Genomic DNA, 24619 nt, shown 5'->3' with positions numbered 1-24619 from the left:
ATTCTCAACCTTCATCTGGAAAAACCTATGACCGCACGCGTGATTGCCCTGGATTTAGACGGTACGTTGCTGACCCCGAAAAAAACCTTGCTGCCATCCTCTCTCGAGGCGCTCTCTCGCGCCAGAGAAGCAGGCTACCAACTTATCATTGTCACGGGTCGCCATCACGTTGCTATTCATCCTTTTTATCAGGCACTGGCGCTGGATACACCTGCAATTTGCTGCAACGGTACCTATTTGTATGATTATCAGGCGAAAAAGGTACTGGAATCCGATCCCCTTCCGGTTAACCAGGCGTTGCAGTTGATTGATATGCTGAATGAACACCAGATCCACGGGCTGATGTATGTTGACGAGGCCATGCTGTATGAACGCCCGACCGGGCATGTCGAGCGTACCGCAAACTGGGCGCAAACTCTGCCGCCGGAACAGCGTCCTACCTTCACTCAGGTACCGTCTCTGGCACAGGCCGCGCATGACGTGAATGCCGTGTGGAAATTTGCCCTGACTGACGAAGATATTCCAAAGCTGCAGCAATTTGGTAAACATGTTGAACAGCAGTTGGGGCTGGAGTGTGAGTGGTCCTGGCACGATCAGGTTGACGTAGCCCGTAAAGGCAACAGCAAAGGACGACGCCTTGCCCAGTGGATTGAAGCGCAAGGTGGAACAATGGAAAACGTGATCGCCTTTGGCGACAACTTCAACGATATCAGTATGCTGGAAGCTGCGGGAACCGGCGTGGCGATGGGCAATGCCGATAATGCAGTCAAAGCCCGCGCCAACATCGTGATTGGTGACAATACCACCGACAGCATCGCCAAATTTATCTACTCGCACCTGCTGTGATCAGGCGGTAATCGATACACTCTTAATTTGGGCGTACAGCCACAGGCCAGGTTTGATACCCAGTTCATCCCTGGCCCATGGGCTGATCCTCGCCCACAACGTTTTCCCACCGACCTCAAGCTGTACTTCTACCTGTCCGTTGTCGTCATAGCATGACGCCACCTTTGCCCGTAGTACGTTACGAATACTGGTCTGCTGCGGCGGTTGTAATACCAGCGAGACATCAGATGCCTGAATCCGGATACGCAGCGCGGTTTGCAGCGGTTGATCCAGCTTATTGACCCACAGATGTTGATCGCCGAGCGCCAGCGCGGTCATCGCATAATGCGGATGATGCTCCAGTACGTTAACTTTCAGTATGCTGCTCTGCTGCTCTTTCGGTAGCCAGGGATGCATCATGCTACTCCCCCAGACATCTTCCAGCGAACCAAAGGCTTTGACCTGCCCGTTTTCCAGCACCATCACTTTGTCCGCCAGATGCAAAATTTCATCGAGCGAGTGGCTGACATACAGCATGGGAATATTAATTTCGCGCGCCAGCCGCTGCAGATAAGGCAACAACTCACGTTTACGTGGAATGTCCAGCGAGGCTAACGGCTCATCGAGCAGCAACAATTCGGGTGCGGTCAGTAACGCGCGACCAATAGCAACACGCTGCTTTTCGCCACCAGACAGGCCGCCAGGTAGACGGTCGAGCAAAGGCTCTATGCCCAGCAATGCCACCAGCTTATCAAACTGTCCGGCCATGCTTTTCGCCATACCATAACGCAGATTACCGCGCACTTTGTAATGCGGGAACAGACGCGCATCCTGAAAAACATAGCCCACCCGGCGTTTTTCAGGCGTCAGGCAGATACCGTTTTCAACGTCATTCAGTACCCGACCGTTGAGCACAATGCGCCCGGACTGTGGTTGGGTCAGGCCACTGATAGCATTAATCAGCGATGTTTTGCCCGCACCAGAGACACCAAAAATAGCGGTGATACCGCTGGCTGGCAGCGTTTCGTTGAGCGTCAGACAGTGGGTTCCCAGCGTCTGGGAGAAATTAAGTTCCAGCATAATTATCGCCCCGTCCGCTCACGGCTAATTCGCGCCAGCCACTCAGAAATGAGCAGCGAAATCAGCGCCAGCACAATAGAAATAATGCATAACCTTGCCGCCGCACTTTCGCCGCCCGGCGTCTGGATAAGGGTGTACATTGCCGAAGGAATAGTGCGCGTTTCGCCAGGGATATTTGAAACAAAAGTAATGGTTGCGCCGAATTCACCGAGTGAACGCGCGAACGCCAGCACCGTACCGACAATTATGCCAGGCAGCATCAACGGTAAGGTAATGGTCATGAATACGCGCCAGCGCCCGGCCCCCAGTGTGCGGGCCGCTTGCTCCAGCTTGACGTCTACGCCTTCAAGCGCCAGACGTATTGCCCGCACCATAAGAGGAAAAGACATTACCGCTGCGGCCAGAACCGCACCACGCCAGCTAAACGCAAACGTGATACCGAACCAGTCATATAACCACTCGCCAATAAATCCGCGCCGCCCCATAGCCACCAGCAGCAGGTACCCCACCACGACCGGAGGCAGTACCAGCGGCAAGTGCAATACGCTGTCGAGCAACGCTTTGCCCGGGAACTTACAGCGTACCAGTAACCAGGCAAAGAAGATCCCAAACGGCAGGCTAAACAACACGGCCAGGGAAGAAACTTTCAGGCTCAGTAAGACAGCCTGCCATTCTGGATCAGTCAGTATCATTACTTGGTCGTAAATCCATAACGTTTGAAGATTTCAGAAGCCTGCGGTCCCTTCAGGTAATCATAGAACGCGCTGACCGTTGCGTTGGCGTGCCCATCAACAACCGCGATGGGGTATTCCACTTTTTTATGTGAGTCTTCCGGGAAGGTCGCCACAACTTTTACGCCTTTGCTGGCTACGGCATCAGAACCGTAGACAATGCCCAGCGGGGCTTCGTTGCGTTCAACCAGCGCCAATGCGCCACGAACATCTTCAGCCGGTGCCAGTTTCGGCGCCAGGGTATCCCATGCACCCAATTTTTGCAGCGCTTCTTTGGCGTAAATACCTGCCGGAACATGTTCCGGGTCGCCTACGGCCAGACGCCCGCCGTTCAACAGGCTGGTCCAGTTGGTTTTGCTGTCGATGGTGAAGTCTTTCTGTGCACTGGCTTTCGGCGCGACAACGACCAGACTGTTACCGAGCAGCGTTTTGCGCGTTGCGGTATCGATAGACTTTTTATCTACCGCGTAATCCATCCATTTCTGATCGGCTGAAATAAACAGATCGGCCGGAGCACCTGCTTCAATCTGGCGTGCCAGCGTAGAAGAAGAGGCAAAAGAGGAGACAACATCAACATTCTTCTCTTTTTTATATTCTGCGGCAATGTCCTGCATCGCGTTCGTTAACGACGCCGCTGCAAACACTGTGATTTTACCTTCATCCGCCAGTGCATGTCCGGCAACAGAAAGAGAAAGTGTTGCCCCTGCAAACAAGCGTAACCATGTACGTGCCATCTGTAACTCCTTTGAGTTTCGTTATGTAGGCGCAAATATAACGATTAAATCAGGATTTTCCCAGTGGTTATTACTACCAATTAGAGGTTACACAAAGAAAATATCGGCAGGGAAAGCAGGATCTTGAGGAACTAACGCAGTTTGATAATGAGCAATAAAAAACGCCCGGCTAAGCGGGCGTTCGGGGAATCAATGGTTCTGTCTGGATTGGTCTTTCTGACCGATACCGGAAAAAATGTTGAACACTTCACCCAGTCCGTAAATCAGTCCCAGAATGATGGCCATTACCACAGGTACCATGATTACGGCGAATACCAGACTTTTCAATAACTCTAACATGGTCAACTCCAGATATAGTCCTTAGTTGTATTCTAACCACATAACACAGAAAAGCACTCCCCTTTTGTGCGGTCGGCTTTGCTCGGGCGCGGTTTTCCGTCACAATACCCTTTTTTGCCAGGAGCTTGTTATGCAGGCCGAAATCCTACTTACACTGAAACTTCAGCAAAAACTGTTTGCCGATCCCCGCCGCATTTCTCTGCTTAAGCACATTGCGCTTTCCGGCTCCATCAGTCAGGGCGCGAAGGATGCAGGTATCAGTTATAAAAGCGCCTGGGACGCGATTAACGAAATGAACCAGCTGAGTGAGCAGACACTGGTAGAGCGCGCCACCGGTGGCAAAGGCGGCGGCGGTGCAGTGTTAACCCGCTACGGCCAGCGCCTGATTCAGTTATACGATCTGCTGGCGCAAATTCAGCAAAAAGCCTTCGATGTCCTGAGCGATGACGATGCGGTTCCACTGAATAGCTTGCTGGCGGCCATCTCCCGCTTCTCACTGCAAACCAGTGCGCGTAACCAATGGTTTGGCACCATCACCGCACGCGACCACGACCAGGTGCAACAGCATGTTGACGTCCTGCTGGCCGATGGCGAAACCCGGCTGAAAGTCGCGATTACCGCGCAAAGCGGTGAACGTCTGGGGCTTGATGAAGGCAAAGAAGTCTTGATCCTGTTGAAAGCGCCGTGGGTGGGGATCACCCAGGATGATGCTATTGCTCAGGCCGCCGATAACCAATTGCAAGGCACCATCAGCCATATTGAACGCGGGAGCGAGCAGTGTGAAGTGTTAATGACCTTGCCGGATGGACAAACACTGTGCGCCACCGTGCCGACTGACGATGCGCTATCACTGCAAGAAGGCGCGAATGTCACTGCCTATTTCAACGCGGACAGAGTGATTATCGCCACACTGTGCTAAATCTTTAAGCCCGCTTCGCCTGATGGCGCTGCGCTTATCAGGCCCACGTTCAGGCCGGATAAGGTACCCGCGCCGCCATCCGGCAACAAACTGCATTGACATTCCCGCCCGGACAACGTATCCCTGTCATTCATCGCTGCAAAAAATGGGATGCAAAATGTCATCGTTGCAAATTTCGCAAGGCACGTTTCGTCTGAATGATACCAAAACGCTTCAGCTGAATTCGTTGACGTTAAACGCAGGTGATAGCTGGGCGTTTGTGGGGTCTAACGGCAGCGGAAAATCCGCACTGGCGCGTGCGCTCGCCGGAGAATTGCCGTTACTAAAAGGCGAACGCCACAGCCAGTTCACGCGTATAACCCGTCTCTCCTTTGAGCAGCTACAAAAGCTGGTCAGCGACGAATGGCAGCGTAACAACACCGATCTTCTGAGCCCAGGTGAAGACGATACCGGGCGCACCACCGCGGAAATTATTCAGGATGAGGTCAGCGACCCTGCTCGCTGTGCCGCTCTGGCGCAGCAGTTTGGTATTACCTCACTGCTCAGCAGACGTTTCAAATATCTTTCCACTGGCGAAACGCGGAAAACTCTGCTCTGTCAGGCACTGATGTCTGAACCCGATTTACTGATCCTTGATGAACCGTTTGACGGGCTGGATGTGGCTTCACGTCACCAGTTGGCAGAGCTGCTCGCAGCGTTACATCAGGCCGGTTTTACGTTAGTGCTGGTGCTAAACCGCTTTGATGAGATCCCCGATTTTGTGCAATATGCTGGCGTACTCGCCGATTGCACATTGACAGAAACCGGTGAAAAAACGGGTCTTCTGCAACAAGCGTTAATCGCCCAACTTGCGCATAGTGAACGGCTTGATGGTATTACCCTCCCCGAACCGGATGAACCTTCCGTACGCCGCATATTGTCTGAGAACGAACCGCGGATTATGCTCAACGACGGGGTCGTTTCCTATAACGATCGCCCTATTCTCCATCATCTGAGCTGGCGGGTAAACCCAGGGGAACACTGGCAGATTGTCGGTCCCAACGGGGCGGGAAAATCAACGCTACTCAGTTTAATTACCGGCGATCATCCGCAGGGCTATAGCAATGATTTGACGCTGTTTGGCCGTCGTCGGGGGAGCGGCGAAACTATCTGGGATATTAAAAAGCACATTGGCTACGTCAGCAGCAGCCTGCATCTGGATTACCGGGTCAGTACCACGGTGCGTAACGTCATTCTCTCAGGCTACTTCGATTCAATCGGTATTTATCAGGCCGTATCAGACAGACAACACAAGCTGGTGCAACAGTGGCTGGATATTCTGGGAATGGATAAGCGCACTGCTGACGCCCCTTTCCACAGCCTTTCCTGGGGGCAGCAGCGCCTGGCGCTGATCGTCCGCGCGTTAGTGAAACACCCTACGCTATTGATCCTTGATGAACCCTTACAAGGCCTGGACCCGCTAAACCGCCAGTTGATCCGCCGCTTCGTTGATGTTCTGATCGGTGAAGGCGAAACCCAATTGCTGTTTGTTTCTCACCATGCTGAAGATGCACCCGCCTGCATTACCCACCGACTGGAGTTCGTACCAGAAAACGATATCTACACCTATCGGCAATCATCCCTGCGTTAGTTTTCATACCTGGGCGCGTTAATGCGCCCTTTTTTAGGCCTGATTTTTCAGATAAAATCTGCAATCATTAAATAACATAATGATTTAAAATAAAAAATACAATCCAGGCGTTGAAAATCAGCATGTGTAAACGATTCCACTAATTTATTCCATGTCACACTTTTCACAACTTTGTTATGCTATCTTCATTACATGATATAGGCATAACGGAGCGAATTATGAGAGTATTGGTTACAGGTGGTAGCGGTTACATTGGGAGCCACACTTGTGTACAGTTGCTTAAGAATGGCCACGACGTCGTGATCCTTGATAACCTCTGCAACAGTAAGCGCAGCGTACTGCCCGTTATTGAGCGTTTAGGTGGAAAACATCCGACCTTCGTCGAAGGTGATATCCGTAACGAAGCGCTGATCACCGAAATCCTGCACGATCATGCCATCGATACGGTCATCCACTTTGCTGGTCTGAAGGCCGTCGGCGAATCCGTTGCTAAGCCGCTGGAGTACTATGACAACAACGTCAACGGCACTCTGCGTCTGGTCAATGCGATGCGCGCCGCCAACGTGAAAAACTTCATATTCAGCTCCTCCGCCACAGTCTATGGCGATCAGCCGCAAATTCCTTACGTTGAAAGCTTCCCGACCGGCACACCACAAAGTCCATACGGAAAAAGTAAGCTGATGGTCGAGCAGATCCTGACCGATCTGCAAAAAGCACAACCTGAGTGGAGCATTGCGTTGCTACGCTATTTCAATCCGGTTGGCGCACACCCGTCAGGGGACATGGGCGAAGACCCGCAAGGCATCCCTAACAATCTGATGCCTTACATCGCGCAGGTTGCCGTGGGCCGCCGTGAGTCTCTGGCCATTTTTGGTAATGACTACCCTACCGTAGACGGTACCGGCGTTCGCGATTACATCCACGTGATGGATCTTGCCGACGGTCACGTTGTCGCCATGGAAAAACTGGCAGGCAAGCAAGGGGTACATATTTACAACCTTGGCGCTGGCGTTGGTAGCAGCGTACTGGATGTGGTCAACGCCTTCAGTAAAGCCTGCGGTAAACCGGTGAATTACCATTTTGCCCCGCGTCGTGATGGCGATCTTCCGGCCTACTGGGCAGATGCCAGTAAAGCCGATCGCGAGCTCAACTGGCGCGTAACTCGCACCCTGGATGAAATGGCGCAAGACACCTGGCACTGGCAATCACGCCATCCGCAGGGATATACGGATTAAGGATCAATCATGACGCAATTCAATCCTGTCGATCATCCACACCGCCGTTTTAACCCGCTCACCGGGCAGTGGATCCTCGTCTCACCGCATCGTGCAAAACGTCCCTGGCAAGGGGCGCAGGAAACGCCATCTAAACAGGTTCTGCCCGCGCATGATCCGGACTGCTTCCTGTGTGCAGGCAATACACGTGTTACCGGCGATAAAAACCCTGATTACACCGGGACCTATGTTTTTACTAACGACTTTGCCGCGCTGATGTCCGATACCCCGGACGCTCCCGACAGCCATGATCCATTAATGCGTTGCCAGAGCGCACGCGGTACCAGCCGCGTGATTTGCTTTTCGCCCGATCACAGCAAAACACTGCCAGAGCTCAGCGTACCCGCGCTGACCGAAATCGTGAAAACGTGGCAGGAACAAACCGCAGATTTAGGGAAAACCTATCCCTGGGTGCAGGTATTTGAAAACAAAGGTGCGGCGATGGGATGTTCAAACCCGCACCCGCACGGACAGATTTGGGCCAACAGTTTCCTGCCCAACGAAGCCGAACGTGAAGACCGTCTGCAAAAAGCGTACTTTGCCGAGCAGGGCACGCCAATGCTGCTGGATTATGTCCGGCGTGAACAGGCAGACGGCAGCCGTACGGTAGTAGAAACCGAACACTGGCTGGCAGTAGTGCCCTATTGGGCGGCATGGCCATTCGAAACACTGCTGCTGCCGAAAGCACATGTCCTGCGAATTACCGATTTGACCGACGAACAGCGAACTGACCTGGCGCTGGCGTTGAAAAAACTGACCAGTCGTTATGACAACCTGTTCCAGTGCTCTTTCCCCTACTCTATGGGCTGGCACGGCGCACCGTTTAACGGCGAAGAGAATGACCACTGGCAGTTGCACGCACACTTTTATCCACCGCTGCTGCGTTCCGCGACCGTACGTAAGTTTATGGTTGGTTACGAAATGCTGGCGGAGACCCAACGCGATCTGACAGCAGAACAAGCGGCAGACCGTCTGCGTGCGGTCAGCGACACCCATTTTCGCGAGTCCGGAGTTTAAATAATGAGTCTGAAAGAAAAAACACAATCTCTGTTTGCTGAATCGTTTGGCTACCCTGCCACCCATACTATTCAGGCACCCGGTCGTGTAAACCTGATCGGCGAACACACTGATTATAATGACGGCTTCGTCCTGCCGTGCGCCATCGACTATCAAACGGTTATCAGTTGTGCCCCCCGCGATGATCGCACCGTTCGTGTGATTGCGGCGGATTACGACAATCAGATAGATGAATTCTCTCTTGATGCGCCGATTATCGCCCACGAAACCCAGCAGTGGTCAAACTACGTGCGCGGCGTCGTGAAGCATCTACAAAAGCGCAATAACGCCTTTGGCGGCGCGGATCTGGTGATCAGCGGCAATGTGCCGCAAGGTGCGGGCTTAAGCTCTTCTGCCTCGCTGGAAGTGGCCGTAGGTACTGTGTTCCAACAGCTTTATCACATGCCACTCGACGGCGCACAGATTGCCCTGAATGGCCAGGAAGCGGAAAACCAGTTTGTCGGCTGCAACTGCGGCATTATGGACCAACTCATCTCTGCACTAGGCAAGAAAGACCATGCGCTTCTGATCGACTGCCGTACGCTGGGCACCAAAGCTGTTTCCATGCCGGAAGGTGTGGCGGTAGTGATCATCAACAGCAACTTTAAACGTACATTGGTTGGCAGTGAGTACAACACCCGTCGCGAACAGTGTGAAACCGGTGCGCGCTTCTTCCAACAACCCGCGCTGCGTGATGTCAGCCTTGAGGCCTTTAACGCGGTCGCACATGAACTGGATCCCATCGTTGCCAAACGTGTTCGCCATGTGATCACGGAAAACGCCCGCACGGTTGAAGCCGCAGCGGCTCTGGAGAAAGGCGATCTGCAACGTATGGGTCAGCTGATGGCTGAATCTCACGTTTCAATGCGCGATGACTTCGAAATCACCGTGCCACAAATTGATACGCTGGTCGAGATTGTTAAAGCAACTATCGGCGATAAAGGCGGTGTACGTATGACCGGTGGCGGCTTCGGCGGCTGCATCGTGGCGTTGATCCCACAAGATTTGGTTCCTGCCGTACAGCAGGCTGTCGCTGAACAATACGAAGCGAAAACCGGTATCAAGGAAACCTTTTACGTCTGCAAACCTTCACAAGGAGCCGGACAGTGCTAAACGAAATTCCCGTAATGGCGCCCGACGGCCAACCGTTTCGCCTGCTCACCCTGCGTAATGACGCGGGGATGGTAGTCACGCTGATGGACTGGGGCGCGACGCTGCTTTCTGCCCGTATCCCGCTTAGCGATGGTAGCGTGCGAGAAGCATTACTCGGCTGCGCCAGCCCGGAGCAATACCCACAACAGGCCGCATTTTTAGGCGCATCCATCGGCCGCTATGCTAACCGTATCGCAGACAGCCGTTATACCTATGCCGGTGAAACCGTTGCGTTACTGCCAAGCCAGGGTGACAACCAGTTGCATGGTGGGCCGGACGGTTTCGATAAACGCCGCTGGCAGATAGTGGATCAAAATGATCGTCAGGTGCTGTTTGCCTTAACCTCTGACGATGGCGACCAGGGTTTTCCGGGTCACCTCTGCGCCACCGCGCAATATCGCCTGACCGATGATAACCGTATTTCGATTACCTACCGTGCGACGGTGGATAAGCCCTGCCCGGTAAATTTGACGAATCACGTTTATTTCAATCTTGACGGCGACAAAACGGATATCCGTCAGCATACGTTGCAGATTCTGGCCGATACGTACCTGCCGGTTGATGAAATGGGTATCCCGCATGACGGACTGAAACCCGTGGCTGGCACCTCGTTCGATTTCCGGGCACCTAAACGCATCGCCAGCGAATTTCTGGCCGATGACGATCAGCGCAAGGTGAAAGGTTACGATCACGCTTTCTTGTTGCAGGCGCAAGGCGATGCCCGCAAACCGGTCGCTATGGTCTGGTCCCAGGATGAAAAACTGCAAATGGAGGTATACACCTCTGCCCCGGCATTGCAGTTCTATTCCGGTAACTTCCTCGGCGGCACGCCCTCCCGTGGACCTGAAGTCTATGCCGACTGGCAAGGACTGGCGCTGGAAAGTGAATTTCTGCCTGACAGCCCAAATCATCCAGAATGGCCGCAACCAGATTGCTTTCTGCGACCGGGTGAAGAGTACACCAGCCTGACCGAATACCGGTTTATTCCTGCCTGACAGTTTACCGTGACGAGCTGATACCCGGCTCGTCATTTATTCCCTCTCGGGATCCGCTCAAAACCACACCACTCAAAGACAAAATCGCAACCTTGAGTTCACAAGAACCTTACACTGCGCCGCTATTTTCGCTATGGTTATGCGTAAGCATTGCCGCTGGTGCATTACGGCAATATAATGATAATTATTATCATTCAATATGATTCATAGGAGTGAGTGTATGGCTGTAACTAAGCTGGTTCTGGTACGTCACGGTGAAAGTCAGTGGAACAACGAAAACCGTTTTACCGGTTGGTATGATGTTGACCTGTCTGAGAAAGGCGTGGGCGAAGCAAAGGCGGCAGGTAAACTGCTGAAAGAGGAAGGCTACAGCTTCGATTTTGCTTATACCTCTGTGCTGAAACGTGCCATCCACACCCTGTGGAATGTCCTGGACGAACTGGATCAGGCCTGGCTGCCCGTTGAGAAATCCTGGAAACTGAACGAACGTCATTACGGTGCGCTACAGGGGCTGAACAAAGCCGAAACCGCTGAGAAATATGGTGACGAGCAGGTTAAGCAATGGCGTCGTGGTTTTGCGGTAACCCCGCCGGAACTGACTAAAGATGACGAGCGCTATCCGGGTCACGATCCGCGTTATGCCAAACTGACGGACAAAGAACTTCCGGTCACCGAAAGCCTGGCGCTGACTATCGATCGCGTTATCCCTTACTGGAATGAAACCATTCTGCCGCGCATGAAAAGCGGTGAGCGCGTCATTATTGCCGCTCACGGTAACTCCCTGCGTGCGCTGGTGAAATACCTGGATAATATGGGTGAAGATGAAATTCTTGAACTGAACATCCCGACGGGTGTACCGCTGGTGTATGAGTTCGACGAAAACTTCAAGCCGATCAAACATTACTATCTGGGTAACGCTGACGAGATCGCAGCAAAAGCCGCAGCGGTAGCCAACCAGGGTAAAGCGAAGTAATTTTCGCGGCTGGGTCAATAATAAAGCGTGGAATTTTCCACGCTTTTTTGTTTCGCCACGGCCGGGACCACATCAAATGTAGGCCGGATAAGGCATCGCCCTCACCCGCGACGTGATTTTACCGCATCCGCCAGCTGGCGCAGCACAGCATCGGTATCTTCCCAACCAATGCAGGCATCAGTGATGCTCTTGCCGTAGGTCAGCGGTTCACCGCTATCCGGGTTCTGATTACCTTCGACCAGATGGCTTTCGATCATCACACCAATAATGGCTTTCTCGCCGCCGGCAACCTGTCCACAAACATCGCTGGCTACATCCATCTGCTTTTTGAACTGCTTGCTGGAGTTGGCATGGCTAAAGTCGATCATCACCTGCGGAGACAGACCCGCTTTGACCAGACCTTCTTTTACGTCTGCGACGTGCTGAGCGCTGTAGTTTGGCTCTTTGCCACCACGCAGAATGATATGACAATCACCGTTACCACTGGTATTCACAATTGCGGAGTGACCCCATTTGGTCACGGACAGGAAGCAGTGTGGTGCGCCTGCGGCGTTAATGGCATCAATGGCAACTTTGATGGTGCCATCAGTACCGTTTTTAAAACCAACCGGACAGGAAAGACCAGACGCCAGCTCACGGTGCACCTGAGACTCAGTGGTACGCGCGCCAATTGCGCCCCAGCTCATCAGATCCGCAAGATATTGCGGGGTGATCATATCCAGAAACTCACCCGCAGCCGGCAATCCGCTGTCGTTGATATCCAGCAGCAATTTACGTGCGATGCGCAGGCCATCGTTGATCTGGAAGCTGTTGTCCATATGTGGATCGTTGATAAGCCCTTTCCAGCCGACGGTGGTACGCGGTTTTTCAAAGTAAACGCGCATGACGATTTCAAGCTCGCCTTTCAGCTCTTCGCGCAGCGCCAGAAGACGTGCGGCATACTCTTTAGCGGCAGCCGGATCATGAATTGAGCACGGTCCAATAACAACCAACAGGCGATCGTCATTCCCTTTCAGAATTTTATGAATCGCCTTACGGGCATGCGCAACCGTATTTGCGGCATTTTCAGTAGCGGGGAATTTTTCCAGCAGTGCAACCGGGGGTAATAACTCGTTGATCTCTTTAATGCGTAAATCGTCGTTCTGATAATTCATGATTATTCCAGCGTAGCCATACTTATATAAATGAATGCAATCCCCCCAATCTATATCTTCAGTCATAAAGTGTAAACGGGGTTTTACAGTACGAACCGTGTTATCCCGGGATTAAGCAAAAAAACGCAAGAATGTAGCGAATAGTGAGATCCAGACCGCAAATCCCAACTGTAATTGCGGCTTTTATTATTATTTTCAAAATTCTGTGCTGACTATCGATACACATCGTGGATCTTTACCCACTGTACGGTAAGGCAACGCCCACTATTTACGTGGCTGATAAAGGGAGAATAGAAGCTCTCCTTTTTAATTTTATCCCCCCAAAAACGGTATGATGTCATACAGTAAAGGTGAGAATAACAAAGGGATGGCACAATGGCGCACTCACATACTCATACTTCCCCCGACCAGCCAAAAGATAATAATGCCCGTCGACTGCTGTTCGCCTTCTGCATTACAGCGGGGTTCATGCTGGTCGAAGTGGTAGGAGGGATACTTTCAGGCTCGCTGGCGCTGCTGGCGGATGCCGGACATATGCTCACTGATGCCGCAGCGCTGCTTTTTGCTCTGCTGGCCGTTCAATTTTCCCGTCGACCGCCGACCATCCGACACACTTTCGGCTGGCTGAGGCTCACGACGCTGGCCGCATTTGTGAACGCTATTGCGTTGGTGGTGATCACGATTTTAATCGTCTGGGAAGCGATTGAGCGCTTCCATACGCCCCGTCCGGTCGCCGGCGGGATGATGATGGTCATCGCCGTTGCGGGTTTACTGGCTAACGTCCTTGCCTTCTGGGTTTTACATCGCGGCAGCGAAGAGAAAAACCTCAACGTTCGTGCCGCAGCGCTGCATGTGATGGGCGATTTGCTGGGCTCGGTCGGCGCGATCATTGCGGCACTGATCATTATCTGGACGGGCTGGACCCCTGCAGACCCTATTCTCTCTATTCTGGTTTCTGTTCTGGTGTTGCGTAGCGCCTGGCGCTTACTGAAAGACAGTGTGAATGAATTACTCGAGGGCGCGCCCCATGCGCTGGATATCGCCGCTCTACAGCGACATCTCAGCCGGGATATCCCCGAAGTTCGCAATGTACACCATGTTCACGTCTGGATGGTGGGTGAAAAACCGGTCATGACACTGCATGTTCAGGTCGTCCCGCCGCACGATCACGATGCGTTGCTGGAACGCATTCAGCACTTTCTTATTCATCACTATCAGATTGAACACGCGACGATTCAGATGGAATATCAGCCGTGCAATGGGCCGGACTGTCACCTGTATGAGGGACTGTCCGGCCATTCACATCACCATCACTAATGGGAAAACGCGCGTGAACCCCGTTCGCGCGCGCTGTTAATCCACATCCTGCTGCCGTTCAACGCGATCACAGTCAGAATCATGTATTCCAGCGACATGGCATACACCCCTTGCAGGGCAAAGATCACGACGCTGATGATGTTAATGAGCACCCACAATAGCCAGTTCTCGACGTATTTGCGCGTCATCAGGATCATCGCCACAATCGATAGCACCATCATGCAGGAATCCCAAAACGGGAACGCATCCGGTTGCAATTCAGGTAATGCAACCTGTAATCCCAGTCCTTGCATGATAGTCACCGCAATACGGGTGAGAAACGCAAACACCGGGTCGATGTACACTGTCATCAGACCAATTGCCACCACACAAGCCGCCAGCCAGCCCAACGCTTTTGGCAACGGCAGCCAGCGAATTTTAAGTTCAGCCTCATGCTGGCTGGTTTGCCGGGACCAGGCGTACCAGCCATAGATATTGGCGGCAAAAAAGAACACCTGCAGCAACAAGCTGGCGTAAAGTTGGATCTGAAAGAAGATAATCGCAAACAGCGTGACGTTTATCAGACCAAAGAAGTAATTACTGATTTTCTCCATACTGGCGAGGCCAATACACAGTAACCCGGCGATAGTCCCCACCGCTTCAATCCACGACAGATCGTACCCGCCTGCACCGATTGGAATATGTACCAGAATGTTCTGCGTGCTAAAAAAATCCATCTTTTCCCCCAGAGCGAAACGCCGTAATTAAGCTCGTAGTGTAGCCGCAAATTCCAGCATGCGGTTTAACGGCAGCAATGCGCCTTCTCGCAGCGCAGCATCAACATGTATCTCATGAGCCACACCACCCTGCTCAAGTCCCTCAGCAATCGCTTTAAGGCCGTTCATTGCCATCCACGGACAGTGCGCACAGCTACGACACGTTGCACCTTCACCCGCTGTCGGGGCTTCAAGCAGCTCTTTATCCGGAACAGCTTGCTGCATTTTGTAAAAAATACCCCGATCGGTCGCCACAATCAGTTGCTTGTGCGGTAACGATTTAGCGGCGCTGATTAGCTGGCTGGTTGATCCCACCGCATCAGCCATATCAACGATAGACTGGGGAGATTCAGGGTGCACAAGTACGGCAGCGTCAGGATACAGCCCTTTCATGCGTGTTAATGCCTGGGTTTTAAATTCATCATGAACGATACAGGCACCCTGCCAGCAGAGAACATCCGCCCCGGTCTGTTTTTGTACGTAATTACCCAGGTGCTTGTCAGGAGCCCAAATGATTTTTTCCCCCAAGCTATCAAGGTGTTCAATCAGTTCGACGGCAATACTGGACGTCACGACCCAGTCCGCACGTGCTTTAACGGCGGCTGAAGTGTTGGCGTAAACCACGACAGTGCGATCCGGATGCGCATCGCAAAATGCGCTAAACGACTCAATCGGGCACCCCAGATCTAGTGAGCATTCAGCCTGTAAGGTTGGCATCAGTATGGTTTTTTCCGGGCTCAGAATTTTGGCTGTTTCGCCCATAAACCGGACTCCCGCAACCAGCAACGTAGAGGCAGGATGTTTTGATCCGAACCGCGCCATCTCCAGCGAGTCAGAGATACAGCCTCCGGTTTCTTCGGCCAACTGCTGTATTTCAGGATCGGTGTAATAGTGCGCAACCATGACGGCATCACGCTCTTTCAGCAGACGTTTAATTTTCTCTCGATAAAATTGCTTTTCATCCACACTCAACGGCGCAGGTTTTGGCGGAAACGGGTAGATTGCTGCTTCAGGATCAAACATCACGCTCATCTTGCTTTCTCGTTTTACTGGCTTAACGAAATAACCGAGTAGAAGCGTGACATACGCTATATTCGGTTAGAATTGTTTTGTATGCTAAACAAGATAGCGGATTGGTGTCGAAAAGTCACAAGAATTGCGAGTGATGAATGCCGGATGGCGACTGGCGTCTTATCCGGCCTACATGAGTCGTGTCGTCAGTAGGCCTGATAAGCGAAGCGCATCAGGCAAGCAGATTCGAATCTTATAAATCGCAGATAGCAAAAAGGCGCCGCCAGCGCCCTCTTTTACACTGGTGGGGCGTGCAGGATGACTCGCTTCGCTCGCCCTCCGGGCCGTCGCCGTAAACGGCTCCGTTGTCTCACTACGTTCGACCCGAACCTGCTGCAGGTTCGAATCGTTAATTCTGTGCATAGCAAAAAGGCGCCTTTAGGGCGCCTTTTTACACTGGTGGGGCGTGCAGGATTCGAACCTGCGACCAATTGATTAAAAGTCAACTGCTCTACCAACTGAGCTAACGCCCCCATATGGGGTTTACTGCTTCAATTATTCAGGATGGTGGGTCGTGCAGGATTCGAACCTGCGACCAATTGATTAAAAGTCAACTGCTCTACCAACTGAGCTAACGACCCGCTCGGATGTCACCTGAAAAATTTTTTACTCGACACCAATATAAGAATTGGTGGGGCGTGCAGGATGACTCGACTTCGTCTCGCCCTAGCGGGCCGTTGCTAAAGCAACGTTATCCTTCACGTTTAACATCTGAGTACGATGTTAAAGTTGGTGGGGCGTGCAGGATTCGAACCTGCGACCAATTGATTAAAAGTCAACTGCTCTACCAACTGAGCTAACGCCCCGAGTGGTGGGTGATGACGGGATCGAACCGCCGACCCCCTCCTTGTAAGGGAGGTGCTCTCCCAGCTGAGCTAATCACCCGTTACTGCGCTGGATACTGCATTAAGTGGTGGGTCGTGCAGGATTCGAACCTGCGACCAATTGATTAAAAGTCAACTGCTCTACCAACTGAGCTAACGACCCACTTTTGCGCTGCTTTTGGTTTGTTTGATATCCCTTGGCAACGGCGGCATATATTACTGATTTCAGATTTTAGCGCAACAAAAATTTCGATGTAAATAACTCAACTGCTTAGGAATCACACGACGCGACCAGAAATAACACGATTTCTGGTCGCATGGTGTGCATTACATCGCGCCAAGACGTTTTTGCGCTTGTTTCGCGCCATCAGTACCAGGGTATTTAGTGATAACCTGCTGATAAACGGCTTTCGCTTTTGCTGTGTCACCTTTGTCCTGCATGATGACGCCGACTTTATACATCGCGTCTGCAGCCTTCGGTGATTTTGGGAAGTTTTTAACTACGGATGCAAAATAGAACGCTGCATCATCTTTTTTACCCTTGTTGTAATTCAACTGACCGAGCCAGTAATTCGCATTTGGCAGGTAAGTAGAATCCGGGTACTTTTTGATGAAGTTCTGAAATGCAACGATCGCATCATCCTGGCGGGATTTATCCTGCACCAGAGCGATTGCCGCATTGTAATCAGTATTCGCATCGCCAGTTTGCGCCGGAGCGCCTGACGAGGCTGCAGCACCCGCATCGGGTGCTGGGGTTGCCGCCCCACTCTGATCACCAGCCGCAGATTGCGCCGCAGGCGCGCTACCGCTGCCGAGATTATTCATCTGCAGCAATATCTGTTTTTGGCGTTCAACAACCTGATTCAGCTGGTACTGACTTTCCTGAATTTGACCACGCAGGGCATCAATATCGGACTGATTATCGGAGAGTTGTTGCTGGAGTTGGGTTAAAAGCTGACTGTGAGCGTTAGAAATACGCTCGAGTTGAGTGACGCGGTCTTCGACCGAGCCAGAGCCGACACTACTGATTGGCGCCTGAGCAAAAGCGGCCCAGGGGGCCGCTATGCCAACCAGTAACGACAGACTCAACAGGTGATGTCTGAAGTTACTGCTCATGCAATTCTCTTAGTAAACCAGTACGGCGCGACGGTTTTTGGCGTAAGCCGCTTCGTCATGACCCAGTACTGCAGGTTTTTCTTTACCGTAAGAAACGATGGAGATCTGGTCCGCAGAAACGCCTTTACCCTGCAGGTACATCTTAACGGCGTTAGCACGACGTTCACCCAGGGAGATGTTGTACTCAGGAGTACCACGTTCGTCCGCATGACCTTCTACGGTGACTTTGTAAGACGGGTTGCTACGCAGGAAGTTAGCGTGCGCATCCAGCATTGCAGCGAAGTCAGAACGGATATCGTACTTATCCAGATCGAAGTAAACGATGTTGTTCTGCTGCAGCTGTTGCATCTGCAGACGCGCTTGCTCTTCGGAGGACATGTTGCCGCTACCGTTTGCATCCATACCAGTGCCGGCACCCAGCATGCCTTCGCTGCCGTCATTGCTGGCGTTCTTGTTAGAAGAACATGCCGCAATAGCCATAACAGGCAGAGCAATCATCAGCCCTTTCAGCACTTTGTTCAGTTGCATTTCAATGATTCCTTTATTAATCAATTATTTATTATCACAGATACGGCGACCAGGCAGGGAATTTAACCTGTCCATCAGTTGCCGGAAGACGCGCTTTGAAACGCCCATCTGTAGAAACCAAATTCAGCACGGATCCCATCCCCTGAGAAGAGCTGTAGATTACCATAGTGCCGTTAGGTGCCAGACTTGGCGTTTCGTCCAGGAACGTTGACGACAGAACTTGTACGCCACCCGCTACCAGATCTTGTTTGGCAATGTGCTGCTGACCATTCGCCGAGCTTACCATTACCATAAACTTACCGTCGCTGCTGACATCAGCATCCTGGTTTTGCGAACCTTCCCAGGTAATACGCTGCGGAGCACCGCCGTTGACGTTAACTTTATACACCTGCGGACGACCGGCCTGGTCAGACGTAAAGGCCAGGTTTTGGCTGTCCGGGAACCAGGTAGGTTCCGTGTTGTTGCTACGACCATCAGTGACCTGACGGATCTGACCGGAACCGATGTCCATAACGTACAGGTTCAGGCTACCGGTTTTAGACAGGGCAAACGCCAGTTTGCTGCCATCCGGAGAAAACGCAGGTGCACCGTTGTGACGCGGGAACGAAGCAACCTGACGCACTGCGCCGTTGGACAACGTCTGAATAACCAGCGCTGAACGACCGCTTTCGAAGGTAACGTAGGCCAGTTTAGAACCGTCCGGAGACCACGCCGGAGACATCAACGGCTGCGGAGAGCGGTGAACGACAAACTGGTTGTAACCATCGTAGTCAGACACACGTAATTCGTACGGGAACTGACCACCGTTCGTCTGAACAACATACGCGATACGGGTACGGAATGCGCCCTTAATACCGGTCAGTTTTTCAAATACTTCGTCACTTGCAGTATGCCCCGCATAACGCAGCCACTGCTTGTTCACTTTATAGGTGTTCTGTGCCAGTACGGTACCTGGTGCGCCACCGGTATCAACCAGTTGATATGCAACGCTATAGGAACCATCCGGGTTTGGCGTAACCTGGCCTACCACGACGGCATCAATACCCAGAGCGGACCATGCAGCAGGCTGAACTTCAGCTGCAGTCCCCGGCTGCTGAGGCAGACGAGATCTGTCTAGTGGGTTAAATTTACCGCTGTTACGCAGGTCAGCACCTACGATACCACCGATATCTTCAGGTGCAGCGCCCGGCCCTGCCCACTGGAACGGGACAACACCAATCGGGCGTGCCGAGTCTACCCCTTGGGTGATCTCGATACGTACTTCTGCATGCAGCACTGCTGCCCACAGCATCAGAAAACCAAATGCTACTCGTAATGCCTGCTTCATCATATCTCCCTTATCTGGACGGAACGCCCACGATAATTTAGCAGAATGTTAACAAACTCAAATACACAAAACTACCAGAACTCAGCGACTCCCGAAGATTGTTTTCCCCGCCGTAACGGGGAAACCTGGCTTACGGTTTAAAGTCCAGAGGTGCGTTTTTAAACACTTCGTATACCGCCTGGCTTGGTGGTTTTGGAATCTTCGCCTGTCGGGCTGCGGCAAGCGCTGCCTGACACAGTGCGGGATCGCCACCTTCAGACTGAATATCCAGCAACATGCCATCAGAAGCCAGTTTTATCCGCAGCGTACAGGTTTTGCCTGCATAGGACGATGCGTCATAGAACTTACTTTCAATAGCAGATTTAATCTGCCCGGCGTAATTGCTGATGTCCGCGCCTGATGCGCCATTATTTTTAGTATTACCACTCCCCGCCGGGGAAGCATTGTTTCCTTTCGCCCCACCGCCTGATTTCGGCGCATTCTTACCGGAGCTTAAGTCACCTAATAAGTCGTCAACACCCGAAGCGGCAGCAGCTTTTTCAGCGGCCGCTTTTTTCGCAGCGGCGGCTTTATCGGCTGCTGCTTTCTTATCGGCAGCGGCTTTCTCTGCAGCAGCTTTTTTATCTGCAGCGGCTTTTTCGGCGGCGGCTTTCTTCTCTGCAGCCGCTTTTTCAGCAGCGGCAGCTTTCGCGGCAGCCGCTTTTTCGGCAGCAGCAGCGGCTTTCTCAGCGGCAGCTTTTTCAGCCGCAGCTTGTTTAGCGGCTTCAGCCTGCGCTTTCTTCGCGGCGTCTGCGGCGGCCTTGGCAGCCTGCGCCTCAGCAACCTTCTTAGCATCGGCAGCCGCTTTTGCAGCTTCAGCTTCAGCTTTTTTCTGGGCATCAGCAGCGGCTTTCTTCGCAGCATCTGCCGCTTGTTTCGCCTGAGCATCTGCTTTGGCTTTCGCGTCTGCTGCAGCCTTCGCCGCAGCTTCTTCAGCCTGCTTCTGTTGCTCCTGTGCTTTCGCCGCAGCGGCTTCAGCCTGTTTCTGCTGTTCCGCCTGCTCGCGCACTTTTTCCTGCGCCGCTAAACGTTCTTTCTCCAGCTGTTTCAGACGCTCTTGCTCTGCCGCCTGCTTCTCACGAAGCTCCTCGGCCTGCTGCTGCGCCTGTTTCTCACGCTGTTCTTCTGCACGTTTCGCACTTGCCTGCTGTTGCTGCTGCCTGTCGTACTGTTGAACAACAGCACCAGGATCGACCATAACGGCGTCGATGGACGAGCCACCACCACCGCCGGCTGAAGCATCAATGTGCTCATCGAACGAACTCCAGATCAGTGCCGCAAATAAAATGACATGCAGCACCGCTGAAATAATTATCGCCCTTTTGAGCTTGTCGTTTTGTTCGGTTGCCTTTGACACTCTCGGTTCCCAAAAAACTGTTCGCCTGTTACGCGCTATCTTTCAAGCCAGGAATACGCAGACATCAGATTGGCTGCGTCATTAAGCCAACCGATTTCACGCCTGCACTGTGTAACAAGTTCAGCGCTTTAATTATTTCATCATAAGGCACGTCTTTCGCACCACCGATTAAAAAGACCGTTTTCGGGTTGGCCTGCAGACGGCTCTTCGCTTCCGCGATAACCTGCTCTGGTGGTAGTTGATCCATCCTGTCTTTTTCAACCACCACGCTGTATTGTCCAACACCGGAAACTTCAATAATGACCGGAGGTTCGTCGTTGCTACTGACGGCTTGCGACTCAGTCGCATCCGGCAGGTCGACTTCCACGCTCTGTGTAATGATTGGCGCTGTTGCCATAAAGATCAGCAGCAGGACCAGCAGTACGTCGAGCAACGGTACAATATTGATTTCGGACTTGAGTTCGCGACGACCTCGTCCACGCGTTCTGGCCATGGTTTACCCCTTGTTGCTCTCGCTAACGGTAAACGCCTGGCGGTGCAGAATCGCGGTGAACTCTTCCATAAAGTTGTCGTAATTCAGTTCCAGCTTGTTCACGCGCTGATTCAGTCGGTTGTAAGCCATAACCGCCGGGATTGCCGCAAACAGGCCAATGGCTGTTGCAATCAACGCTTCCGCGATACCCGGTGCAACCATTTGCAGGGTTGCCTGTTTTACCGCGCCCAGCGCGATAAATGCGTGCATGATCCCCCAAACGGTACCGAACAGACCAATGTATGGGCTGATGGAGCCGACGGTTCCCAGGAACGGAATATGCGTTTCCAGCGTTTCCAGTTCGCGGTTCATAGAGATACGCATCGCACGGGATGCCCCCTCAACAACCGCTTCCGGCGCGTGGCTATTTGCCCGATGCAGGCGCGCAAATTCTTTGAATCCACTGTAGAAAATTTGTTCCGAACCGGCCAGATTATCCCGGCGCCCCTGGCTTTCCTGGTACAAACGCGATAATTCGATACCAGACCAAAACTTATCTTCAAACGCTTCTGCTTCACGTGAGGCGGCATTCAAAATACGGGTCCGCTGGATAATAATGGCCCAGGATGCGATTGAGAAACCAATCAAAATCAACATGATAAGTTTAACCAGAAGGCTTGCCTTCAGGAACAAATCAAGGATATTCATGTCAGTCACTGCTTAAACTCCGCGACAATAGACTTGGGAAGCGCACGAGGCTTCATTTTGAGTGGATCAACGCAAACAATCAGAACTTCGGCTTCATTCAGCACGACGTTCTCTGCGTTGACAATGCGTTGCGTGAAAACCAATGAGGTGCCACGCATTGACGTAATTTCGGTTTGGACTTCGAGCATATCGTCGAGCCGGGCTGGCGCAAAATATTCCAGGGTCATCTTGCGCACCACAAAGGCTACACGTTCTGCCAACAGCACCTGCTGACTGAAGTGATGATGACGCAGCATCTCTGTGCGTGCTCGCTCATAAAAAGCAACATAGCTGGCGTGGTAAACCACCCCACCGGCATCGGTGTCTTCATAATAGACACGAACCGGCCATCGAAATATATACTTATTCATTCTTACTGCCTCTTTGTTGGCTTCGTCCACTCACACCAGTCGCTTATCTTTGTAAACGCCTGGTGACTCGCGTTCTTGCCGCCGCGATGCATCAAGAATGTCGTTGTATATCGCGCTGTCTTCACTGTACATCCCGGTAGTGCTTTCAAACTTCGCTACTATACGCGCGGGAATGATGCTTTGGAATGGGGGAAAGTAAACGGAGAGTAAAAAATTATGGGCTTATGCAAGCCCATAAATATTTAAGGATGTTTCTTATTCAAAAGAAGAAGAAAATAAGACCAACAACGAGGACGATATCTGCGATAAGCGGGCAGAAGATGCCCTGCCAGTGCACCGCACGAGGACGAAATCCAACGCCATGAATGATGCCAGTGCAGACCGCCCACATCAGCAGGAAGCCATGCCAGATCTCAAGCTCACTGGTTTTGGCCGCGAAACGTGACGGATCCCAGAATATGCAACCAGCCAACACGATTGCCAGCACAAAGGAAAGCGCCCGCAAGGGGCGCTTATCCATCGCGTTGTATACCATCGCGATAATGTTGGTCATCAACTTTCTTCTTGTCCGGCTTTGCCTGATTCAACGTGCTCAAGCGCCAGTGCTGTGATTATCCCAAATGCACAGGCAAGAAGCGTTCCCAAAATCCATGCGAAATACCACATTTTTAGCTCCTTACTTAGTACAGAGAGTGGGTGTTGCTTTCAATATCTTCTTTTGTGATGCGACCGAACATCTTCCAGTAACACCAGCTGGTGTAGAGCAGAATAATCGGTACAAACACCGCCGCAACCCAGGTCATTAGGTTCAATGTTCTCTGGCTGGAGGTGGCATCCCACATGGTCAGACTTGCGTTCATCATGGTGCTGGACGGCATCACAAACGGGAACATTGCGATACCGGCAGTCAGGATGATGCAGGCTAACGTCAGTGAGGAGAAGATGAACGCCCAGGCCCCTTTCTCCATACGAGAAGTCAGAATGGTCAACAGCGGCAGAACCACGCCCAACGCAGGAACCAGCCACAGGATAGGTGCATTGTTAAAGTTCACCATCCAGGCGCCCGCTTCACGCACCACTTCTTTGGTCATCGGGTTAGAGGCCGCGTGGTGATCCAGTGCGGAAGTCACCACATAACCATCAATCCCGTAAATAACCCAAACACCGGCCAGTGCGAAGCAAACCAGAGTCACCAGCGCCGCAACCTGTGAGGTGGTACGTGCACGCAGGTGTAGTTCACCTACGGTACGCATCTGCAGATAGGTTGCGCCCTGAGTGATGATCATCCCTACGCTCACAATCCCTGCCAGCAGACCAAACGGATTCAGCAACTGGAAGAAGTTACCGGTGTAGTACAAACGCATGTACTCATCCATGTGGAACGGAACACCTTGCAGCAGGTTGCCAAACGCAACGCCGATAACCAGCGGCGGAACGAAGCTACCAATGAAGATGCCCCAGTCCCACATGTTGCGCCAGCGCATATCTTCAATCTTGGAGCGGTAATCGAAACCGACCGGACGGAAGAACAATGACGCCAGTACCAGGATCATCGCCACGTAGAAACCGGAGAACGCAGCAGCGTACACCATCGGCCACGCAGCGAACAATGCGCCACCCGCGGTGATAAGCCATACCTGGTTACCGTCCCAGTGCGGGGCGATGGAGTTAATCATAATTCGACGCTCGGTATCATTACGACCGAGGAAACGGGTGAGCATGCCCACCCCCATGTCGAAGCCATCAGTGACCGCAAAACCAATCAGCAGAATGCCAACCAGCAGCCACCAGATAAAACGCAATACTTCATAATCGATCATTTGACGACTCCTG

26 protein-coding genes, 5 tRNA genes and 1 other RNA gene are annotated in these 24619 nt (G+C 52.3%); 9 read left to right on the top strand and 23 right to left on the bottom strand.

The window, feature by feature from the left end; genetic code table 11:
• The first annotated feature begins 27 nt into the window (after window positions 1-27).
• Entirely contained in the window at window positions 28-846 is an 819-nt protein-coding gene (locus QMN38_RS08045) for a pyridoxal phosphatase (RefSeq protein WP_323604803.1), read from the top strand.
• On the opposite strand, the gene modC is transcribed toward QMN38_RS08045, so the two are convergent.
• The 4 genes from modC to QMN38_RS08025 form a co-directional block, all read right to left on the bottom strand.
• On the bottom strand, window positions 847-1905 hold the full coding sequence (gene modC / locus QMN38_RS08040; protein ID WP_323604802.1) for a molybdenum ABC transporter ATP-binding protein ModC: 1059 nt from the start codon (window positions 1903-1905) through the stop codon (window positions 847-849).
• Window positions 1906-1907: 2 nt separating this feature from the next.
• Window positions 1908-2597 carry a molybdate ABC transporter permease subunit gene (gene modB, locus QMN38_RS08035; RefSeq protein WP_005125418.1) on the bottom strand — a complete coding sequence of 230 codons (690 nt, stop codon included), beginning with the start codon at window positions 2595-2597 and terminating at the stop codon, window positions 1908-1910.
• Window positions 2597-3370 carry a molybdate ABC transporter substrate-binding protein gene (gene modA / locus QMN38_RS08030; protein ID WP_137384362.1) on the bottom strand — a complete coding sequence of 258 codons (774 nt, stop codon included), beginning with the start codon at window positions 3368-3370 and terminating at the stop codon, window positions 2597-2599. Before modA ends, modB begins: the two co-directional genes overlap by 1 nt.
• A 189-nt stretch (window positions 3371-3559) precedes the next feature.
• Window positions 3560-3709, bottom strand: a complete 150-nt coding sequence (locus tag QMN38_RS08025) for an AcrZ family multidrug efflux pump-associated protein (RefSeq protein ID WP_003023026.1) — start codon at window positions 3707-3709, stop codon at window positions 3560-3562.
• Window positions 3710-3839: 130 nt separating this feature from the next.
• Here QMN38_RS08025 and modE point away from each other — a divergent pair, with 130 nt between their 5' ends.
• The 7 genes from modE (at window position 3840) to gpmA (ending at window position 11708) form a co-directional block, all read left to right on the top strand.
• The gene (gene modE, locus QMN38_RS08020; RefSeq protein WP_137384363.1) at window positions 3840-4628 is read left to right on the top strand and encodes a molybdenum-dependent transcriptional regulator; all 789 of its coding nucleotides are present in this window, start codon (window positions 3840-3842) and stop codon (window positions 4626-4628) included.
• A gap of 157 nt (window positions 4629-4785) precedes the next feature.
• A complete protein-coding gene (modF, locus tag QMN38_RS08015) occupies window positions 4786-6258 on the top strand; it encodes a molybdate ABC transporter ATP-binding protein ModF (RefSeq protein ID WP_323604801.1) in 1473 nt (490 codons plus the stop codon).
• A 218-nt stretch (window positions 6259-6476) separates the two neighbouring features.
• Window positions 6477-7493 (top strand): UDP-glucose 4-epimerase GalE, encoded by a 1017-nt coding sequence (galE, locus tag QMN38_RS08010; protein ID WP_323604800.1) that lies wholly within the window; start codon window positions 6477-6479, stop codon window positions 7491-7493.
• Window positions 7494-7502: 9 nt separating this feature from the next.
• A complete protein-coding gene (galT, locus tag QMN38_RS08005; RefSeq protein WP_271450200.1) occupies window positions 7503-8549 on the top strand; it encodes a galactose-1-phosphate uridylyltransferase in 1047 nt (348 codons plus the stop codon).
• Window positions 8550-8552: 3 nt separating this feature from the next.
• The gene (gene galK, locus QMN38_RS08000) at window positions 8553-9701 is read left to right on the top strand and encodes a galactokinase (RefSeq protein ID WP_271441232.1); all 1149 of its coding nucleotides are present in this window, start codon (window positions 8553-8555) and stop codon (window positions 9699-9701) included.
• A complete protein-coding gene (galM, locus tag QMN38_RS07995) occupies window positions 9695-10735 on the top strand; it encodes a galactose-1-epimerase (RefSeq protein WP_323604799.1) in 1041 nt (346 codons plus the stop codon). The genes galK and galM overlap by 7 nt, the downstream gene beginning before the upstream one ends.
• Before the next feature lie 220 nt (window positions 10736-10955).
• The gene (gpmA, locus tag QMN38_RS07990; RefSeq protein ID WP_003022999.1) at window positions 10956-11708 is read left to right on the top strand and encodes a 2,3-diphosphoglycerate-dependent phosphoglycerate mutase; all 753 of its coding nucleotides are present in this window, start codon (window positions 10956-10958) and stop codon (window positions 11706-11708) included.
• A 101-nt stretch (window positions 11709-11809) separates the two neighbouring features.
• Here gpmA and aroG read toward each other — a convergent pair whose 3' ends face one another.
• The gene (gene aroG / locus QMN38_RS07985; RefSeq protein ID WP_323604798.1) at window positions 11810-12862 is read right to left on the bottom strand and encodes a 3-deoxy-7-phosphoheptulonate synthase AroG; all 1053 of its coding nucleotides are present in this window, start codon (window positions 12860-12862) and stop codon (window positions 11810-11812) included.
• Between the two features lie 375 nt (window positions 12863-13237).
• Between aroG and zitB the strand changes: the two genes are divergently transcribed.
• Window positions 13238-14179 (top strand): CDF family zinc transporter ZitB, encoded by a 942-nt coding sequence (gene zitB, locus QMN38_RS07980; protein ID WP_202039105.1) that lies wholly within the window; start codon window positions 13238-13240, stop codon window positions 14177-14179.
• Here the strand turns inward: zitB and pnuC are convergent.
• From pnuC to cydB, 18 genes are all read right to left on the bottom strand, one after another.
• The gene (gene pnuC / locus QMN38_RS07975) at window positions 14176-14895 is read right to left on the bottom strand and encodes a nicotinamide riboside transporter PnuC (protein WP_271454197.1); all 720 of its coding nucleotides are present in this window, start codon (window positions 14893-14895) and stop codon (window positions 14176-14178) included. The genes zitB and pnuC overlap by 4 nt on opposite strands.
• A gap of 27 nt (window positions 14896-14922) precedes the next feature.
• Entirely contained in the window at window positions 14923-15966 is a 1044-nt protein-coding gene (gene nadA, locus QMN38_RS07970; RefSeq protein ID WP_271441227.1) for a quinolinate synthase NadA, read from the bottom strand.
• A 281-nt stretch (window positions 15967-16247) separates the two neighbouring features.
• A non-coding RNA gene (locus QMN38_RS07965) (RtT sRNA) lies at window positions 16248-16380 on the bottom strand.
• 22 nt (window positions 16381-16402) lie between these two features.
• Window positions 16403-16478 (bottom strand) — tRNA-Lys (locus QMN38_RS07960).
• Between the two features lie 32 nt (window positions 16479-16510).
• Window positions 16511-16586 (bottom strand) — tRNA-Lys (locus tag QMN38_RS07955).
• A 149-nt stretch (window positions 16587-16735) separates the two neighbouring features.
• Window positions 16736-16811 (bottom strand) — tRNA-Lys (locus QMN38_RS07950).
• A gap of 3 nt (window positions 16812-16814) precedes the next feature.
• Window positions 16815-16890: transfer RNA gene (locus QMN38_RS07945), tRNA-Val, on the bottom strand.
• 26 nt (window positions 16891-16916) lie between these two features.
• A tRNA-Lys gene (locus QMN38_RS07940) sits at window positions 16917-16992 on the bottom strand.
• A 164-nt stretch (window positions 16993-17156) separates the two neighbouring features.
• Window positions 17157-17945 carry a cell division protein CpoB gene (gene cpoB / locus QMN38_RS07935; protein ID WP_048212240.1) on the bottom strand — a complete coding sequence of 263 codons (789 nt, stop codon included), beginning with the start codon at window positions 17943-17945 and terminating at the stop codon, window positions 17157-17159.
• 9 nt (window positions 17946-17954) lie between these two features.
• On the bottom strand, window positions 17955-18473 hold the full coding sequence (pal, locus tag QMN38_RS07930) for a peptidoglycan-associated lipoprotein Pal (RefSeq protein ID WP_003022983.1): 519 nt from the start codon (window positions 18471-18473) through the stop codon (window positions 17955-17957).
• 34 nt (window positions 18474-18507) lie between these two features.
• Window positions 18508-19800, bottom strand: a complete 1293-nt coding sequence (tolB, locus tag QMN38_RS07925; protein ID WP_038638949.1) for a Tol-Pal system beta propeller repeat protein TolB — start codon at window positions 19798-19800, stop codon at window positions 18508-18510.
• Between the two features lie 130 nt (window positions 19801-19930).
• A complete protein-coding gene (tolA, locus tag QMN38_RS07920) occupies window positions 19931-21196 on the bottom strand; it encodes a cell envelope integrity protein TolA (protein WP_271456461.1) in 1266 nt (421 codons plus the stop codon).
• 64 nt (window positions 21197-21260) lie between these two features.
• Window positions 21261-21689 (bottom strand): colicin uptake protein TolR, encoded by a 429-nt coding sequence (gene tolR, locus QMN38_RS07915; RefSeq protein ID WP_137381327.1) that lies wholly within the window; start codon window positions 21687-21689, stop codon window positions 21261-21263.
• Between the two features lie 3 nt (window positions 21690-21692).
• Entirely contained in the window at window positions 21693-22385 is a 693-nt protein-coding gene (gene tolQ, locus QMN38_RS07910) for a Tol-Pal system protein TolQ (protein ID WP_003022976.1), read from the bottom strand.
• Entirely contained in the window at window positions 22382-22786 is a 405-nt protein-coding gene (gene ybgC / locus QMN38_RS07905; protein WP_005125439.1) for a tol-pal system-associated acyl-CoA thioesterase, read from the bottom strand. Before ybgC ends, tolQ begins: the two co-directional genes overlap by 4 nt.
• A 259-nt stretch (window positions 22787-23045) precedes the next feature.
• Complete coding sequence (gene ybgE / locus QMN38_RS07900) at window positions 23046-23339, bottom strand: cyd operon protein YbgE (RefSeq protein ID WP_149335058.1); 294 nt, start codon at window positions 23337-23339, stop codon at window positions 23046-23048.
• Entirely contained in the window at window positions 23339-23452 is a 114-nt protein-coding gene (gene cydX, locus QMN38_RS07895) for a cytochrome bd-I oxidase subunit CydX (RefSeq protein ID WP_061381940.1), read from the bottom strand. The genes ybgE and cydX overlap by 1 nt, the downstream gene beginning before the upstream one ends.
• A gap of 14 nt (window positions 23453-23466) precedes the next feature.
• On the bottom strand, window positions 23467-24606 hold the full coding sequence (gene cydB, locus QMN38_RS07890; protein ID WP_271441224.1) for a cytochrome d ubiquinol oxidase subunit II: 1140 nt from the start codon (window positions 24604-24606) through the stop codon (window positions 23467-23469).
• Window positions 24607-24619 lie beyond the last annotated feature (13 nt).

Source organism: Citrobacter sp. R-1.5.2 (assembly GCF_035064245.1).
Classification (GTDB): Bacteria; Pseudomonadota; Gammaproteobacteria; order Enterobacterales; family Enterobacteriaceae; genus Citrobacter.
The sequence above is the reverse complement of the archived record's forward strand: the minus strand, read 5'-3'. Positions and strand labels throughout refer to the sequence as shown.